The organism is Chitinophaga filiformis (assembly GCF_023100805.1).
Taxonomy (GTDB): Bacteria; Bacteroidota; Bacteroidia; order Chitinophagales; family Chitinophagaceae; genus Chitinophaga; species Chitinophaga filiformis_B.
Window position 1 is genome coordinate 1900764 of the sequence record NZ_CP095855.1, and the last position, 16295, is coordinate 1917058.

The following is a 16295-nucleotide window of genomic DNA, read 5'->3' on the forward strand; positions in this document are numbered from 1 at the left end:
ACCGCATATTACAATCACCCTTGAATCCCATAGCCTGACAACCTGATCAGCTCCTTCACATCCGTGATCCAGATCTTTCTGCCCTGCGAATTCAAAATACCGGCAGCTTTAAACTCTGTAAGTATCCTGACAATATTTTCATTGCCCGTACCGACCATGTTGGCAAGGTCACTACGGGAAAGGTTGATCATTATTTCTTCTCCTGGTAGTGTTTCTGCCTTGAATTTTTCACGTAATACAATTAAGGCAATGGCCAGCCTTTCCTTTACAGAGCGGTGTGCAAATACAGAAATACTGTTGGTCAGTACAGTGAATTCGTGGCTGAGTGCTTTCAGTAATCTGCGGGGTAATACAATGGATCTTTCCAGCACAGCTGTAAAATCTTCCTTGGGAATAAATGAAATAACGCTTTCTTCTAATGTAGCGGCAGAGTCAGGGTAATATTCCTCCGCCAGAATTGCATGGTATCCGATCAGTTCCCCGGTATTGGCCACATATATGATCTGCTCCCTGCCGGTCTGGTCCACCTGGTACTTCTTCACCTTTCCCTTTTTGATAAAGAAAATGCCGGAAGCCACAGCTCCCTCCCTGAAGATGACCTCCCCCTTGCCATATCGCTGTTCCTGCATATGTGAAAAGAGATCAGTATGCTCATCCTCCGGCAGATTGTTCAATATGGAGTGCGATTTGAAATTCCATTTATCGATGGGAAAGAGACCTGCTAAACTCATAGAAGTAAACCTATGTGGTGAAAAGTGATCTTTTACAGTTTTTTAATTGAAAAGTATCAGTGCATTCGAATACTATCAAAGGTACCTTCGCAATATGAAAATATCAACTGTTTCTCGCCCGAGAATTAATTTCACCAGCAATCATGAGTGGATTGATTTTAATGGTACTGTTGGCTTCGTAGGTATTTCAGCCCATCGATTAAAAGGAATTAAGAATATAGTTAATGTAAAATGGCATAATCCTAAGGGTACGGTTGAGAAAGGCGCTGTTATCGCTGAAATTCACACAACAGAACAGGTGATCCCGGTATGTGCTCCGCTTAGTTGTAAATATCTTGGACGAAATCAGAAGTTGTCCGGTGATCTGAACCTTATATTGGAAAGTCCACAGGACAATGGGTGGTTATTCTTCGTAACTCCGGTAAAGATCTATAACCAGGAGCCGCTGCTTTCACCTGAACATTATCAGAAACTGATACGCACCAAAGTTGCCAATTGATCAGATATGGGAAACGTAATAACGAGACCGACATGGTTCCTGGCGGATGCCTCATTTGACTGGTTATATCCCGAAAGGATCCAGCGGATGTCGGGAAGGCATTGGACCCCACTCAGCATCGCCAGGAAAGCTGCCGCCTTTCTGGCAGAAGAAGGGAAGAAGGTACTCGATATTGGAAGTGGTGTAGGCAAATTTACCCTTATTGGCGCCCATTATAATCCCCGGACCTTTTTCTATGGCGTAGAACAGAGAAGCGAACTACATCATTATGCACTGGCCGCTCAGGAGTATACAAGGACTGAGAATGCAGCATTTTTTAACCTGAACTTCACACAGGTGAACCTTGCTGCCTATGATCATTTTTATTTTTACAATGCGTTTTTTGAGAATCTGGACGTCAATGACCGGATAGATCACAATATTGAATATTCCGACAGTTTGTACCAGTATTATACCCGGTACCTATTCAGGGAGCTCAACAAGAAGCCTGCCGGAACCAGGCTGGTGACCTTTCACAGCCTGGAAGATGAAATACCGCCAGGCTATGAGCTGAAGGAGGCTTCTGCAGATTTCATGTTGAAAATGTGGGTGAAAAGGTAGGCATCAAAAACCAGTCATCATACCTGCTTCGATGAGTTTATACATAGTCGAAAGTTAGACAAGGCAGATATGGCGCTGTGGATAACGCAACGCTATCTCTAACTTGAACAATAGGAAAGAGGGGACACTTCTGTGTTCCCTTAGCTATTTATCCCTTCCATACCGTTGCTTTTAAAATAGTAACTTGTGCCCTATGAGTATCCGGGATAAGTTTCCAATTGACAAATGGGATTTTAAAAGTGAGTCCGTCCTGGCTGACCTGCCACCGGCTGTCTATGAGATGCTGACAGCACACATGAGTGAGCGGGTTTACAAGAAAAACGAACTGCTGTTCAGGGAAGGGACCTATCCTTCCGGTATATATTATATCATTAAAGGCAAGGTCAAAAAATACAAGGTAGATAAAGAAGGCAAGGAACAGATCATTTATATCGCCGATACAGGGCAGCTGATCGGTTACCATGCTATCTTGTCAGAGGAAAGGTACCCCGACTCTGCTACTGTGATAGAAGAAAGCACCATCGTATTTATCCCTAAAGAAGATTTCCTGAACACCATAGACCGTTCTCCCTTGCTTAGCAACAGGCTGCTTAAAACCCTGAGCCACGAATTTGCGGTGCTGGCAAACAGCCTTACCATGTTTGCCCGCAAAACGGTACGTGAACGGCTTGCCCTGCAGTTGATCGTTATCCGCGAGAAGTATAAAGCAAATGTCGTGGAAGGGATGCCCGTAGAAATAAATATCAGCCGTGAAGACCTGGCCAGCCTGGTAGGTACTGCACGGGAGAATGTGGTAAGGGTATTGACCGAGTTTAAAGAAAATAATATACTGGAAACAAAAGGCAGAAAGATCATCATCAGGGACGTCAATCAGCTGATCGCAATAGCGAATTATAAATAGGGCCTTCCTGCTGTTTCAGCGCTTTACCCACATTTTCAGCAGGAAATCGACCGTGGCGTCCACCAGTTGATAACTGGGCGGTATTTCGTCTTCCAGGCTGTGAAAGGTCACCAGGCGGGTACCGCTTGGCTTACTGTCCAGTCCTTTATACATATACCGGGCATAGTAGTTATACAGGCTGCTGGAATACTCTATCTGCTGATCAATTTGTCCATCCTCCACTAAATTCTCGAAAAAGGCATTGTAAAAGTAGAAATGATCAAAGTCTTCAAAATCTATCTGTGTGAAATTGCCGTGGATAAACTCGACATTTTTTGCCTCCGTTAATTCTTTGGCTGCACGGGCATAATGGTAGAGCTCCTTTCGCTGTTCTATGCCATAAAATGTAGCCTCCGGGAAATGATACCCGCCGATAAGGCAAAACTTACCAACACCGCTCCCAATGTCCAGGATCCTTTTTCCATCTCCGGTGGCCAGAAAGCCGGCGGATCTTTTGGCAACCTCCATTGGCGTCCAGTGTTGCATAGATAGCTTCTGAATTCTCTGTGGATATAACCAGTCAAATGCGGCATCACTTACGTACCAGGATGATCTCGATGTAATATTTCTAATGTTTCCCATGTTGGCGCTTTCACAAATAATAAGTTTTCATCCTGCCTCTGGCAGATGAAACATCATTCGCGTCACAAAGTTAATTTTGGATGACTTCGATTGGACTGATACTTTTCAATAAAAAAGTTGCAAAATGTTACTCTTTGGCAGGACATGCCTTCATCAGGAGTAGGTGGACCAGATAGTTCATAAACGCTCTAAACAACCCAGGATAGGCTGTTATTACTGCTTTACCGTCGGTCAATAGCTTGTTTACTGCTGGTATTCCCTGCGCCTGGAAATAATCATTTCAGCGAGTACGGGATCTTCAGGCCTTACAAACTGTTCTCCCAGGAAGGTGCTTACTATTTCAATGCCTCCCTGGATATGCCGGTTGAAGTCCTTCAGGTCTTCCGCAGGTATCCAGAGTTCATCATGGCCAATGCTGCCGACATTCTGCGGGGCATATTTTTCAACAAAAGAGCTATCGACCCTGAACCGGGTAACAATACCGCAATAGCCGGAGGCTTCATCATGCGTATTCCACTCAAACGCGATCTGTTCCGCATAGGCCTGGTTAAGCACGGGGTAAAAAATAGGCTGCCAGGAAAGTCTCGGGGGAAAACTTTTAAAATCTGCAGCGGCTATCAGCATGAATTCTTTCAATCCTGTAGGACGATAAAGGGTGATTGTTTCCATTGTGTTGCAAATTACATTCTTTGCATTGAATCCGGCAAGCAGTGATGTCTCTTCGCACCGTTAAAATTATCATACTGAGTAGCGACATATTCCTCTTAAACTATATCTTTATTGCCGGTAACAGGCATTTGCGCAACCCACTTAAAACAAGAAATAAATTCCAATGACGTCGAGAAGATCATTCCTTAAAACAACTACCCTGGCTTCTGCAGGCCTGCTGATCAGACCCTCCGGATTATGGAGAGCGCCGATAACCAATATCGGACTGCAACTATATACCGTCAGGGATGCTATGCAGAAAGACCCGGTAGCCGCGCTGAAGAAAGTATCAAAGCTGGGATTTAATACCGTAGAAGGCGCTACCTATACAGGTACACAGCAATTCTATGGTATGGCCCCTAAAGCATTTGCCCGGCTGCTGAAACAACAGGGCCTTAAAATGCCCAGCAGCCATTATATACTGGGTGAGCAGAAGATGAGCGGAGCAGACGTGAAAGGCACGGTGTTACACGAATGGGACAAAGCGGTGGAGGATGCCGCTACCGTAGGCATTAAATACATGGTTTGCGCTTACCTGTTTGAAGAAGAGCGCGGTAACCTCGATCACTATAAACAACTGGCTGAATATTTCAACAAGGCTGGTGAGACCTGTAAAAAAGCCGGTATACAGTTCTGCTACCATAACCATGATTTTGAGTTCCAGGAACTAGAGGGCGGCAGACCTTATGATGTCCTGCTGCAACAGACAGATAAGGACCTGGTAAAAATGGAAATGGACATCTACTGGGTAACAAAAGCAGGCCTGGACCCCATAGCCCTGATGAAAGAACATAAAGGCCGTTTCCCGCTATGGCATGTGAAGGATATGGATAAGACCCCTGAGCAGAATTTTACGGAAGTGGGCAATGGCTCCATAAACTTTAAGGAGATCTTCAAACATGCCGGCGATTCAGGGATGAAGTATTTCTTTGTTGAGCAGGATCAATGCCCCGGCGATCCGTTTGTCAGCATCGCTAAGAGCATTAAATATATCAAAAAGAACCTGGTATAATCTGCGCCACTATCCGCAGCAGATAAATTGCTCATCCTGCCTCGCATGCCCTGCTTTCATAGCCGGTATGTACAGGCAGGATGAGCCGTTTCAATGAGGATACATCCTCATAATCAACAAGAAAAAATTCCATGTTACTAAAAGAATTAGTAAATAGCAGCCAAAATAGCTAAGATGAAAGAAAAGGTGTCAGTGACGGATACCGGCATCCAGTCTTCCGGATTGCCGAAAGACTATATGGAGGCAGTTGCCGAGTATATCTGGAACGGCTTTGACGCAGCCGCTTCTGTGATCGATATCCATTTCGAATCCAATGAGATTGATACGATCTATAGTTTATCTATTACCGATAACGGTACGGGTATTGACTATGACCTGCTGAAGGAAACCTTCGGTCATTTCAATGATTCCATCAAAAAAGCTTCCTTCCAGAAATCTTCCTCCTTTATAAAAGGGAATAAGGGCCGCGGCCGTTTTTCCTTCTCTGCCTTCAGTGGGAAAGCTTTGTGGCATACCGTGTACAGGGACAGCCAGACGGGCGAGATGATGGAATATGACATCACTATCAGCAGGAACTCAAAGGATTTCTACGACCCGGAAGGCAAAAAGAAAACGGTGAAAAAGGCTACCGGTACCACCGTTACCTTTTATGATCTCTTCGAAGTATCCGGTTTTTCGTTTCAGTCAGATGAATTCAAAAACTTCCTGGTACGCGAATTTGGCTGGTTCCTGATGCTGAACAGGGAAAAGGAGTATAAGATCAGGATCAATGGCGTACCGGTTGAATATGCGCCGTCTATCGCTGAGAGTGATACCGGCGTTCTGCCACTGAAAGATGTCGAAGGCACGGAATTTTATTTCCGGATCACCTTTGTAAGATGGACGGAAAGGATAGGGGATAAATTCTTCTTCTATTTCCTGAACTCAAAACAGTCGGAAATGTTTAAAGACCTGACCTCGTTCAACAACAACGCCATCGGGTTTTATCACAGCGTCTATGTGGAATCCCGTTACTTCGACGCCTTCAATCCCGGTGATAACGAGCAGTCGCAAAACCTCTTTGAAAGAACAAAACACCATAGCGTATTTAAAGAGCTGATGGGGCATCTGCATGAACTGGTAAGGTTGAGGCAGAAAGCCTTTGTAGAGGGGGAGGCTGCCGTGAAACTGATAGACGTCTATGAGCGGAATGGGATATTGCCCAAAACAGGGAACAGGAAAGAGTTGCAGCAGTTCCTGAAAGGGATCTATTCAACGGAGCCCAGGTTATTCCAGGGCCTGAATAAAGAACAGCAACGTGTGTACGTAGGACTGATCGGTATGCTGCTGCAAACCGGTAAAAAAGAGGAGCTCCTGGCATTGGTAAGCCAGGGAAGCATGGCCGAAGCAGAAACTAACTGATCATTTTTGCGATAATAAATGCAGCCGCTGCAGCAAGAATGCCCGTGAAAGCTACTTTCAGGGTGCCTTTCAGCAGCGGCTGCCCTGTTACTTTTGATTTGAAGTATCCGAATACGATCAGCGCAAGGATGGTAATACAGCAGGACCAGTAAAATCCCTGCTGATTGTTGCTGGTGACCAGGTAAGGGAATAAGGGAATAAATCCTCCCGCCAGGTAAGCCAGTGCAATAGTAATGGCCGATTGATAGGCCCTGTTCTTATCAGGTTTGTCCAGCCCCAGCTCAAAGCGCATCATGAAATCTACCCATTTATGTTTGTCCTGACTGATCTGTGTGGTGACCTGTTTACTAAGCGATGCATCTACGCCCATAGATATAAAGATCTCTTCTACTTCTTTCCGCTCTGTTTCCGGTACCCGCTCTACCTCCTCATATTCACGTCTCAGTTCTGAATCATAATGTTCTACCTCTGTCTGGCCGGCCAGGAAACCACCAAGGCCCATAGAGATACAGCCTGCAGCGATCTCAGACACACCCGATACAATGATGAGGTGGTTGGAGTCCAGTACACCGCTTAGTCCCGCCGTCAGTGCAAAGGGCACGGTCAGTCCGTCAGCCATGCCAATAATGATATCCCTTACTATATTAGAGCTGGTAACATGCGATTCCTGGTGCATAGGTGATCTTTTCTTTAAAAGTATTAAATTTCATTGCTCCATTTAAATTCTTCTTTCCTGATCTTCCAGATAAACCCATCCAGTACATAATGTGTGATCTGCGGTAATGCCAGCAGTGGTACAACCAGGCTGAGTAACTGATGGCTCAGCTCCAGCGACGGAAGGTGGGTAGTACCAAAGATAGTTGCATGTTCCTGCCATACGGTCATGTCCCAGAGCCCCTCTTCAATGAATGCAAACAGGAAGATCAGCAGGAGGAAGATGATAATGCCGTACCTGCTGAAGACCAGTTGCAGGAAGGAATTACTCCTGCGCGGATCTTTATATTGTTTTTGTCCATACAGCCAGATCAACGCCATATAAGGTATACCATGGCTGACCACATTGAGTAGCGTAAAGGCCATATCGCCGTTAAAATAAACAATACCAAAGTACCAGGACACAAGTGTTCCGGTGATGATGGCTGTTTTTGGAATGTTGATGGTACGGGTGGTAAAGACCATGTACAATTCCTTGGCAACATATATCGCGACGATCAGGCCGTAGGCTATCGTCATTAGATACTGCAATGTTGCGGAGGGAAAGAAGACAAAGTCGTGCTCAATGAACCAGCTGAAATTCCGCGGACCGCTGAAATGCCAGTAGGCCATAGGGTATAATGCTGCCGTGTAGATGGTAATGGTATCGATCAGTTTACTGTAGCCGGGTGCATTTTCCTGTCTGCTATATACACGCATGAATCCGTATTGCTGGCGCACAAAGTGAAAAACAGCCACATAAGCCAGTATCCGCCAGAATAAGAGGCTGCTCATAGTATAAACCAGCACGCCGGCTATAAAGCTGACCAGGGGGATGATCCAGAGCAGAAAACGTTGTTTGTTTAACGCCTGCGGATCGAAATAGGTCCTGTACAGGGTACTGTATACATGCGCCACGTCCACCAGCAATACAAGCACCACCCATCCTGCTTCCGGCATCTCTTTGCTGTTGCGGAAGAGGGAGGGGAAGCAGATGATCACCAGCAGGCTTAAAAAAGGAGGCAGGAGTATGAATATACTGTCAGTCCAGGGTTTGCTTATCCACGGTTGCTTGTTCATATGTTGCCTGATAAATGTGTCATTACTTTTTTTGCGGCGGAAAGTCCCTGGTAGAATGCTTCCTCAAATATACTGTTGCCCGCCAGGTCGGTATGTGCAAAGTGAAGGCAGTCATTTACAGATGCCGCCAGTTCCTGCCGGATCGTACCATGCGCTACGCCCGGTAATGGTTTGGCCATGGCATGCCCCCATACCATTACATTCACTTCCTCTATAGCCTCGGTGATATTGGTATGTACCTTCTCCAGGTCGTCTACGATCATTTTCACCCATTCTGCATGTGTTCTTTCCAGGGCTGCCTTTCTTTCTTCTGCAGGCGTATGCGTTGTGAGGGGCTGGTAATAGGTCAGGTTCCTGGTGTGGATGCCCTGGCGTATGTCCTGGTGAGTAGCGTCCACATATCCCAATGAAGGACTGTTGTACAGTACATTGTCCCAGCTAAGTGGCGGTCCCTCTTTTTCCGTCAGTTCCCTGGTGCGGATGTTGGCCACCATCCAGGGGCTGTATTGCATATGCTGATGCACTTTCTGTAAGCGCGTTTCATCTTGTAATATCCTGGCAGCTACGAACTGGGGTACGGCCAGGATGCACTGTTGTGCGTTGATCCTTTTTAAACGGCTTTCTCTTACATCGAAGTAGTCGACCGCCAGCGTTCCGTTTTCCTGCAGGATGCGTGTTACCAATGCCTGGTTATGAAAATATGCCTGTAGTTCTCTCTTCAGGTGTGCTGCCAGCCAGCCATTGCCTTCCGGCCATGTCAATACATCATGATGATCGGCATTGCTGCCTTTTCCTTTCCTGCTGGCGAAATAATGAATGCCCACCCAGGCGCTGATCTCGTCATATGTAGTACCGAAATCATCGCGGGTACAATAGTTCACATACCATTGCAGATAAGGAGATGTCAAACCCTGTTCCTGCAACCACTGTTTCATCGTAAGGCTGTCCAGTTGTACGAAGGCGGGATCTTTACTGGAATTATCCAGCGGAATAGCAAAAGCATCTTTCCCGTCCTGACCTTTGGCCAGGCGGAAAGCCTGCATTTTATCGAGGAATTGTTGTATCTGCGCTTTGTCCTGCGCCGGTACGCCAAACTGTGGGATCAGTCCTTCCTGCCACTGACCGTTGATGTATAGTCTTTCTTCGGGGTCGAAGCAGATATAATAGTCATTATAAGCGGGTAGGGGAGCGGAAGGCTCGCTTGTGATGACACCACATTCGCGCATAAAGTCTGTGTATTCCGTCAGGTCATTGTTGGGAATAGGGACATAATGGGCGCCCCAGGGATAGGCGGAAATATCATTCTTCCCGCAGGCGGCATTACCGCCCATTTCTTTCTCCAGATCCAGTATAACAATATCCCTGATGCCCTGCCTGTGAAGGTGGCGCGCGGCGGATAATCCGCTGATGCCTCCTCCCACGATCACCACGGCATGTGTTGCAATGCTGACAGGCGCCGCAAATTTCTTATCACGCAGCAGATGGCCGGTATGGGAACTGGCGCCAACTACGCTGCCACCAATCACCCGCTGCCGGTGGCAGGAGGCGATAAAACTGCTTACGACTGTAAGTCCGGCTATAGATTGTATAAATGATCTTCTCCGCATATCTTAATGTTCAAGATATTTTCCCCACTCTTCTTCAAAATATTTTACCAGCGCCTGGTTATTGAGCTTATTGATGTCGAGCAGCTGATGCGCTTTCATGTCCTCCGGAAATGTCAGCATCTGCTGCAGGGTAGTTGGATTCAGGAATTTCAATGGCGATGGAAGATGGCTGAACCAATGGTGAGGTTCCTCCGGAGTAGCCATGATATAACCCCATTCGCCAAAAGACGGAACATAATTATGATAGGCAATGGTATGTAAGCCTACTGAACGCAGGGTCGTATCCACACACCAGAAGCTTTTTGGCGCTACATACGGAGAGGTGCTTTGTATCACGGCAATACCATCGGGACGCAGCGCATGTTTCAGCAGCTGATAAAAAGAAGTGCTGTACAGTTTCCCGATAGAAAAATTGGAAGGATCGGGGAAGTCCACCACGATCGCGTCAAATAATGTCTTGTTGCCCCGCAGCCAGGTAAAGGCATCCGCATTATGTACATGCACCTTGCTGTTCAGCAGAGATGAGTCGTTCAGCCTGACCAATATTTCCTGGTGGGAGAAAAGCCTTGTCATAGCCGGGTCCAGGTCTACCAGGGTAACCTGTTTCACAGAAGGATATTTCAGGATCTCCCTTACGGCAAGGCCATCGCCACCACCCAGCACGAGTACCTGTTCGGGATGATTGAGAGAGGAAAATGCAGGATGTACCAGCGCTTCATGATAACGGTATTCGTCGGCAGTACTGAACTGCAGATTCCCGTTCAGGAACAGCCGCAGCTCATGCTTGTTTTTGGTGAGCACGATGCGCTGATAAGGAGTAGATTTCGAGTATACCACATTATCATCGTAAGTCATCGTTTCACTATAGCTCATAATGCTCTCTGAGAATACAAAGCAGACCAGCTGTGCCAGTAGCAGTGTAATGGCCGCCGTCTTTAACAGCACAACCTGCCTGATCTCTTGGGTGAAATGGTGAGCAAGGTACCAGCCTACCCCTACATTGAGAATGCCAAAGAAGAGTGATGTCCTGATCAGCCCGAGGTGAGGAACCAACAGCAAAGGAAATATCAGGGAGGCCAGCAGTGCGCCGATATAGTCAAATGTGAACACACGGCTGACCAGTTCTTTGAATGCCACCTTGTTCTCCAGTATACGCATCAGCAGGGGAATTTCCAATCCTACAAGTACGCCGGTGATAAGCACGATAGCATATAATATAAGACGAAAGGAAGCCGCCAGAGGGAATACAATAAAGAGTAAGGCAGAACTGAAGCCGCCTACCAGGCCCACCAGCAGTTCAATCCTGATGAACCATGCCAGCAGGTTATTGTTGAAATACTTCGAGAGGAAGGAGCCTATTCCCATGGAAAACAGGTACACTCCAATAATAGTGCTGAACTGTGTGATGCTGTCTCCCAGCAGATAAGATGCCAGGGTACCCGCGACCAGTTCATAGATCAATCCACAGGTGGCAATAACAAATACTGCCGTCAATAACAGCCACTGTGCGCCGCTTTCTTTTTTTGACATTGGTTCGTTTGCTTAGTGAATGGCAGATGCGATGATAATAGCCATGGCCAGCATGAAAAATCCTGCCAGTACAGCCACGGCCATGTTCTGCTTTTCCATGATCTCTTTGCGCAGGTTATGCCTGGGCGTTAATACTTCTACCAGTATAAACACGACCACAAGAATAGCAATACCTATAAAGGAATAAAGAATAGAGTTGATAAGTGCGTTTGACATATAGCTTGTTTGAATTATTTATGATATCCGTGTACGCCGTTAGCGCTCCATTGTTGTTGCCCTGCTCCGGAGAACAGTCGCCATCCGTTGCTGTCGGAATAGAACAGCAGTCCGCCAATGATGGTTGCAAAAACAATGAACCACCGGAAGGAGAATAAGGGTGATTCCCGCTGGAATGGATTGAATTTATTCATCTTCGCTTGTTATAAATGCTGAATATGGACTATTTGACCAGCGTTGTCTTTCGCTGAAATAAGTTGAGAAATATTTGAAGATGGGCCACAGCAACAGGAGCCCGATACAGATGAACAGGTTCCTGGTATTAGGCACATCATAGTAAGCTGTGATCGTATAGCTTTTTAAAGGAGAATAGCTGGCTTCCCTGGTCGCTTCCAGTTTCAGCGTATAGTCGCCACGGGGCACCTCGCTGATAAAAAACGTGCCGTTCTGGCTGCCTTCAGACCACCTCTCTCCATCTTCCACGCCACTATAATACTCCACGCCTTCATTGACGCTGTATTCGGTGCCTGTTTTTGTATTGACCAGCGTTGCTTCTACCTCCATCCAGGTATTCTGTACGGGGCTGTAGATGTCTAACATGACATTACTTTTCCGTTTCTCCAGGTGGATATCATTGATCACAGCAATTTGCTCCCTTGTGGAATCGGAGAAATAAATTTCACGTGTGAACAGTTCCCGTTCGCTGTTGCCGGAAGTGATGGCCAGATGTAACAGTATCAGCACACAGATGGCAATCAATGTATTTCTGACCAGTTTCATGAGGTCGATATAACCGTTAGGCTGTACTGCTCCGACGCCGATCTGTGTTGGCCGGATGATAGCATCTCCCAGGGCTTTTTTCAGTTCGTCAGGATCCATGTGCCAGCCCTTGAACCACACAATGCCTTCTCCCGGGCTTTCCTCCCTGTTCCACATGATAGGAGGTGAAATAAATTCCCAGCATTTTGTCTGTATGTCATTGAAGGCATTACCGGCAAACTCTCCCTTGGCGGAGATGATGTTATAGCTGTAGGAATTGAACAGGTCGAAACTATTCCCTCCATAATTGAAGCCACTGGTACTCATATTTTCGGGAACCGGTGTTTTGCCTTGTTCCCGCAGGTAGATCCAGTGGCCATCATACTCGCTCAGAAAAGCATAGCCTTCCTGCTCGTTGAATAAGGTGTATTCCCGCCATTGTGAACGGTATTGGTTCCGTTCCTCTTTCACAAGAAAACCGATCACCTTATAGGAAATTCCTTTTATGATGCCGGTTGCTCCAAGTTTAATGGCTGGTTGAATGTTGTCTTTATTCTTTCCATGCCTGGTAAATTCGGAATTGTTTTCATATACATACCATCTGCCACAGTTACGGCATGCAATACTTTGGGCGTAGGGGAAGGTTGTCACGTGCAGCATACAGCTACAGGTACACTTAAATTGCCAGCCCGGATTCTCGTAGGCACGGGTCTGTTCGAGGGCCAGTGAAGTAAAGTCGGTATAGTGCACCTCAAAGGCGGGTTGTACCTGCGACCAGTATTCTATAATATGTAAAACCTCGCCTTTGGCACTTGAAAAATCATAGGTAATAAAGGTACTGTTGCATTCGGGGATGAACAGTTCTCCTTCCACCTCCCATTTTTTACAATGGTCCTTACGCAGCAGCATATATTGCTCCTTGTTCAACAGCTTATTGGTGCCGGGTGTCATCTGTTTGATCGCATCCCTGGCTAGTTCGGGCGGTGTTGCAACCGGCAGCAGAATTGCATACATGCCATATCCTTCCATGAGGTAGGCTGCGGTTTCATCTTCAAGTATAATAGTCCAGTAGCTGAACACGGTTTCTGCCGTCCAGATCCTGAAGCGGCCGGTTACCCTGAATGCTTTGCCTTTCCATTGTCCCCTGGTGCCTGGCGCAATAACGGAAGCCTTGTTGACAATGACAGGGAAGGGCCTGGGTACGATGGTGCCATCAGTCATCCGGTTCAGCACTGTTCCGCATGTGCATACCGCTACTGAGGTATGTTGGGAACTAAAGGGAACCATATTGCTACAGGAGGGACATTGATAGGTATAACGGATCTCTGTCATTGATCAGCGTTTGAGGAATTGTTCTTGTTCTACAGCCGCATTAAAATGAGCCTTGATCGCGCTGTATATGTTATCTACTGTACCGTCGTTGTTCCGCAGGTAATTGCTGAGGTAAACATCAATATTGATCTTCCCGTGTTCCGGCCATGTATGTATAGACAGGTGGCTTTCACTCAGGCATACTATACCCGTATAGCCGGAGGGGGAGAAATTATGATATACTTCCCCCAGTTTTTGTAACTGATGGGTAAGTATGAGTTCATCCGTCAGGGTTTTAAACGCAGTGAATGTATTAAGTAATTGATAATCAGTAGTATGTAGTGTCGCGATAAGATGGGTCCCTTTATTATAATGCATAAGTATCCAGGATATTCAGGACCAAAATAAGGAATCCTGATGATTTATACCTGAAAACCGCTATTCTCCACCCCTGCAATTTGATCTACTTTAGCGTTGTAATTATCACACAACATAATGAAGCAAAAACCATCACTTGCCTTTATTGCTACCTCCTGGCTTGCATTACTAATAGGAGTGTTAGGTTATATCATTGGACTGTGGAATGCTGAAATGCAGCTCAATGAAAAGGGCTATTATTTTACCATATTAATGTATGGTCTGTTTGCAGGCGTATCTGTACAGAAATGTGTCAGGGACCGCCTGGAAGGGGTATCGGTAACGGATATCTATTATGGTATCAGCTGGGTATCCACTCTTTTATGCATTATTCTGCTGACGGTAGGCTTATGGAATGCGACATTATTGCCAAGTGAGAAAGGCTTCTATGCCTTCGCCTTCCTGCTGAGCATTTTCGGAGCTATCAGCGTACAAAAGAACACTCGTGATACCCAGGCTGCAAAAGCCGGTATCGTAACCGGAGACACGACAATCGAAAGGTAACCCACCTAAATAATTGATGGCAAAAGTGATATGGATTGCGGTAGCAATACCGTAGCTTTATCTGAAAAATTAAACCATATCTTTTATGAAAAACCAAACGTTGGCTATTATTGCCTACATCACATTGATTGGATGGATATATAGCTATGTCCAGTATAAAAATAACCCGGACAGAAGCAGGTTGGTGCGTTATCACCTGAATCAGGCCCTGGGTATTTTTATCTTTACTGTGATTTTATGGACTGCCATTAAGGTCATTTCAGTAATTGTTCCATCAATAGGCTCAATATTAGCGGTAGCCGGCCTTCTTCCATTGGTCTTAATGACCTTTGGCGCTGCTGCAGCGTCCAAAGACATCTTAAGCCCTGTCCCCGGAGTTGGAAAATTGTTTGAGAACAGGTTTGGTTTTCTGAACTGATCTGTTGCGGGCTTCGTATGCCGCAAAAAAATTGAAACTATATCCTAACACCCTATACTGACATGAAAAGTAAACCGGGGAACTCCGTCCTGGAGTTTCCCGGAACTTCCCGAAAGCCTTTCCATTATTTGTAGATCTCAATCGTTATTTTTCCTTCAGCGGTCACCATACCCCTGTACATTCCTTCGGTATTGAAGGGGAGTGCGGCATGACCATTTTTGTCCAAAGCTATCAAACCTCCGTTCCCTCCAAGTGTACCTACTTTATCTATGACGGCCTTACCGGCCTCCTGCACTGTTAACCCTTTATACGCCATCAGCGCAGAAAGATCATAAGCTACCACACTACGGATAAAAAATTCGCCCCAGCCGGTACAGGATACTGCCACGGTATTGTTGTTGGCATAGGTACCGGCGCCAATGACAGGTGCGTCACCGATACGGCCATACTTTTTGTTGGTCATACCGCCGGTAGAAGTGCCTGCCGCCAGGTTACCGGCTTTATCAAGCGCAACAGCGCCTACAGTGCCGAACTTGTTATCAATGTTCTCAACGCCCAGTTTCCCCGCTGGCTGATAACTATGATCCAGCTTGCTTTTCATGGAATCCGCCTTCAATGCCTTTTGCAATCCTTCCCAGCGTTCTTCCGTACGGAAATAGGAGGGATCAACAATTTCCAGCCCTGCTTCCTTTGCAAACTGCTCTGCCCCGCGTCCTGCCATCATTACGTGTTCTGATTTTTCCATGACTGCCCTTGCCGCAGCAATAGGATTACGAATGGTAGATACACCCGCTACAGATCCTGCTTCCAGCGTTTTGCCATTCATAATGGCCGCATCCATTTCATTGCGCCCGTCATGCGTAAATACAGCGCCTTTACCTGCATTGAACAAGGGATTATCTTCCAGCACCCTGATGGCAGCTTCTACTGCATCGAGGCTGCTTTTGCCGGCCTGCAATGCTTTGTATCCAGTCCGCAGTGCTTCTTCCAGCCCTGCTTTATAGGCGGCTTCTTTTTGGGCTGTCATATTCTTTTTCAGGATAGTGCCGGCGCCGCCATGTATGACGAGCACATATTTTTCCTGCCGGGTACTGTCGTCAGCAATGGCATTGCCGGCATGCGCCTGCATACTGCCGCTGATAACCAGCATCCAGGCCAGGGATCGGAGAAGGGAAAGTGTTTTCATGCTGACTAAATTATAAAATCTGGGACACTATGGGACACTTTGTTAGCGCAGATGTTGCAAATTAAATAATCCGTTTTGCGCAAACGTTTCCATACATTTAT

General features: G+C 46.4%; 19 protein-coding genes. 7 read left to right on the forward strand and 12 right to left on the reverse strand.

What is annotated here, in order from left to right; translation table 11 throughout:
• Positions 1-14: 14 nt before the first annotated feature.
• Positions 15-731: a Crp/Fnr family transcriptional regulator gene (locus MYF79_RS07845; protein WP_247813319.1), complete on the reverse strand. Its 717-nt coding sequence runs from the start codon at positions 729-731 to the stop codon at positions 15-17.
• Positions 732-825: 94 nt separating this feature from the next.
• Here MYF79_RS07845 and MYF79_RS07850 point away from each other — a divergent pair, with 94 nt between their 5' ends.
• The 3 genes from MYF79_RS07850 (at position 826) to MYF79_RS07860 (ending at position 2731) form a co-directional block, all read left to right on the forward strand.
• A complete protein-coding gene (locus tag MYF79_RS07850; protein ID WP_247813320.1) occupies positions 826-1230 on the forward strand; it encodes a glycine cleavage system protein H in 405 nt (134 codons plus the stop codon).
• A gap of 6 nt (positions 1231-1236) precedes the next feature.
• Entirely contained in the window at positions 1237-1830 is a 594-nt protein-coding gene (locus MYF79_RS07855; protein ID WP_247813321.1) for a methyltransferase, read from the forward strand.
• Between the two features lie 193 nt (positions 1831-2023).
• Entirely contained in the window at positions 2024-2731 is a 708-nt protein-coding gene (locus MYF79_RS07860; protein ID WP_247813322.1) for a Crp/Fnr family transcriptional regulator, read from the forward strand.
• A gap of 15 nt (positions 2732-2746) precedes the next feature.
• On the opposite strand, the gene MYF79_RS07865 is transcribed toward MYF79_RS07860, so the two are convergent.
• Together MYF79_RS07865 and MYF79_RS07870 are read right to left on the reverse strand one after the other, a co-directional pair.
• Positions 2747-3352 carry a class I SAM-dependent methyltransferase gene (locus MYF79_RS07865; protein WP_247813323.1) on the reverse strand — a complete coding sequence of 202 codons (606 nt, stop codon included), beginning with the start codon at positions 3350-3352 and terminating at the stop codon, positions 2747-2749.
• A gap of 243 nt (positions 3353-3595) precedes the next feature.
• On the reverse strand, positions 3596-4021 hold the full coding sequence (locus MYF79_RS07870) for an ADP-ribosylation/crystallin J1 (RefSeq protein ID WP_247813324.1): 426 nt from the start codon (positions 4019-4021) through the stop codon (positions 3596-3598).
• A 163-nt stretch (positions 4022-4184) separates the two neighbouring features.
• Between MYF79_RS07870 and MYF79_RS07875 the strand changes: the two genes are divergently transcribed.
• Complete coding sequence (locus MYF79_RS07875; RefSeq protein WP_247813325.1) at positions 4185-5072, forward strand: sugar phosphate isomerase/epimerase family protein; 888 nt, start codon at positions 4185-4187, stop codon at positions 5070-5072.
• 174 nt (positions 5073-5246) lie between these two features.
• Entirely contained in the window at positions 5247-6473 is a 1227-nt protein-coding gene (locus MYF79_RS07880) for an ATP-binding protein (RefSeq protein WP_247813326.1), read from the forward strand.
• Here MYF79_RS07880 and MYF79_RS07885 read toward each other — a convergent pair.
• From MYF79_RS07885 to MYF79_RS07920, 8 genes are read right to left on the reverse strand one after another with little or no spacing between them, the layout of a single operon-like run.
• Entirely contained in the window at positions 6466-7149 is a 684-nt protein-coding gene (locus MYF79_RS07885; protein WP_247813327.1) for a VIT1/CCC1 transporter family protein, read from the reverse strand. The genes MYF79_RS07880 and MYF79_RS07885 overlap by 8 nt on opposite strands.
• Positions 7150-7172: 23 nt before the next feature.
• Entirely contained in the window at positions 7173-8246 is a 1074-nt protein-coding gene (locus MYF79_RS07890; RefSeq protein ID WP_247813328.1) for a hypothetical protein, read from the reverse strand.
• Positions 8243-9853: a flavin monoamine oxidase family protein gene (locus MYF79_RS07895; RefSeq protein ID WP_247813329.1), complete on the reverse strand. Its 1611-nt coding sequence runs from the start codon at positions 9851-9853 to the stop codon at positions 8243-8245. The genes MYF79_RS07890 and MYF79_RS07895 overlap by 4 nt, the downstream gene beginning before the upstream one ends.
• 3 nt (positions 9854-9856) lie before the next feature.
• The gene (locus tag MYF79_RS07900) at positions 9857-11383 is read right to left on the reverse strand and encodes a polyamine aminopropyltransferase (RefSeq protein WP_247813330.1); all 1527 of its coding nucleotides are present in this window, start codon (positions 11381-11383) and stop codon (positions 9857-9859) included.
• 12 nt (positions 11384-11395) lie between these two features.
• A complete protein-coding gene (locus MYF79_RS07905; protein ID WP_247813331.1) occupies positions 11396-11599 on the reverse strand; it encodes a DUF350 domain-containing protein in 204 nt (67 codons plus the stop codon).
• 14 nt (positions 11600-11613) lie between these two features.
• Entirely contained in the window at positions 11614-11793 is a 180-nt protein-coding gene (locus tag MYF79_RS07910; RefSeq protein ID WP_247813332.1) for a hypothetical protein, read from the reverse strand.
• Positions 11786-13690 (reverse strand): DUF4178 domain-containing protein, encoded by a 1905-nt coding sequence (locus MYF79_RS07915; protein WP_247813333.1) that lies wholly within the window; start codon positions 13688-13690, stop codon positions 11786-11788. Before MYF79_RS07915 ends, MYF79_RS07910 begins: the two co-directional genes overlap by 8 nt.
• A gap of 3 nt (positions 13691-13693) precedes the next feature.
• On the reverse strand, positions 13694-14047 hold the full coding sequence (locus tag MYF79_RS07920; protein WP_247813334.1) for an S-adenosylmethionine decarboxylase family protein: 354 nt from the start codon (positions 14045-14047) through the stop codon (positions 13694-13696).
• Between the two features lie 117 nt (positions 14048-14164).
• Between MYF79_RS07920 and yiaA the strand changes: the two genes are divergently transcribed.
• The gene (gene yiaA, locus MYF79_RS07925; RefSeq protein WP_247813335.1) at positions 14165-14590 is read left to right on the forward strand and encodes an inner membrane protein YiaA; all 426 of its coding nucleotides are present in this window, start codon (positions 14165-14167) and stop codon (positions 14588-14590) included.
• A gap of 85 nt (positions 14591-14675) precedes the next feature.
• On the forward strand, positions 14676-15008 hold the full coding sequence (locus tag MYF79_RS07930; protein ID WP_199657795.1) for a DUF4870 domain-containing protein: 333 nt from the start codon (positions 14676-14678) through the stop codon (positions 15006-15008).
• 124 nt (positions 15009-15132) lie between these two features.
• On the opposite strand, the gene MYF79_RS07935 is transcribed toward MYF79_RS07930, so the two are convergent.
• Entirely contained in the window at positions 15133-16194 is a 1062-nt protein-coding gene (locus MYF79_RS07935) for an isoaspartyl peptidase/L-asparaginase family protein (RefSeq protein WP_247813336.1), read from the reverse strand.
• Between the last annotated feature and the right edge of the window lie 101 nt (positions 16195-16295).

Bases quoted from the DNA above. Each gene is read 5' to 3' on its own strand.
- MYF79_RS07855 (WP_247813321.1), top strand. From the start codon at position 1,237: ATGGGAAACGTAATAACGAGACCGACATGGTTCCTGGCGGATGCCTCA.
- MYF79_RS07905 (WP_247813331.1), bottom strand. From the start codon at position 11,599: ATGTCAAACGCACTTATCAACTCTATTCTTTATTCCTTTATAGGTATT.
- yiaA (WP_247813335.1), top strand. From the start codon at position 14,165: ATGAAGCAAAAACCATCACTTGCCTTTATTGCTACCTCCTGGCTTGCA.
- MYF79_RS07885 (WP_247813327.1), bottom strand. From the start codon at position 7,149: ATGCACCAGGAATCGCATGTTACCAGCTCTAATATAGTAAGGGATATC.
- MYF79_RS07895 (WP_247813329.1), bottom strand. From the start codon at position 9,853: ATGCGGAGAAGATCATTTATACAATCTATAGCCGGACTTACAGTCGTA.
- MYF79_RS07910 (WP_247813332.1), bottom strand. From the start codon at position 11,793: ATGAATAAATTCAATCCATTCCAGCGGGAATCACCCTTATTCTCCTTC.
- MYF79_RS07850 (WP_247813320.1), top strand. From the start codon at position 826: ATGAAAATATCAACTGTTTCTCGCCCGAGAATTAATTTCACCAGCAAT.
- MYF79_RS07920 (WP_247813334.1), bottom strand. From the start codon at position 14,047: ATGCATTATAATAAAGGGACCCATCTTATCGCGACACTACATACTACT.
- MYF79_RS07845 (WP_247813319.1), bottom strand. From the start codon at position 731: ATGAGTTTAGCAGGTCTCTTTCCCATCGATAAATGGAATTTCAAATCG.
- MYF79_RS07860 (WP_247813322.1), top strand. From the start codon at position 2,024: ATGAGTATCCGGGATAAGTTTCCAATTGACAAATGGGATTTTAAAAGT.
- MYF79_RS07880 (WP_247813326.1), top strand. From the start codon at position 5,247: ATGAAAGAAAAGGTGTCAGTGACGGATACCGGCATCCAGTCTTCCGGA.
- MYF79_RS07900 (WP_247813330.1), bottom strand. From the start codon at position 11,383: ATGTCAAAAAAAGAAAGCGGCGCACAGTGGCTGTTATTGACGGCAGTA.
- MYF79_RS07875 (WP_247813325.1), top strand. From the start codon at position 4,185: ATGACGTCGAGAAGATCATTCCTTAAAACAACTACCCTGGCTTCTGCA.
- MYF79_RS07915 (WP_247813333.1), bottom strand. From the start codon at position 13,690: ATGACAGAGATCCGTTATACCTATCAATGTCCCTCCTGTAGCAATATG.
- MYF79_RS07870 (WP_247813324.1), bottom strand. From the start codon at position 4,021: ATGGAAACAATCACCCTTTATCGTCCTACAGGATTGAAAGAATTCATG.
- MYF79_RS07865 (WP_247813323.1), bottom strand. From the start codon at position 3,352: ATGGGAAACATTAGAAATATTACATCGAGATCATCCTGGTACGTAAGT.
- MYF79_RS07935 (WP_247813336.1), bottom strand. From the start codon at position 16,194: ATGAAAACACTTTCCCTTCTCCGATCCCTGGCCTGGATGCTGGTTATC.
- MYF79_RS07930 (WP_199657795.1), top strand. From the start codon at position 14,676: ATGAAAAACCAAACGTTGGCTATTATTGCCTACATCACATTGATTGGA.
- MYF79_RS07890 (WP_247813328.1), bottom strand. From the start codon at position 8,246: ATGAACAAGCAACCGTGGATAAGCAAACCCTGGACTGACAGTATATTC.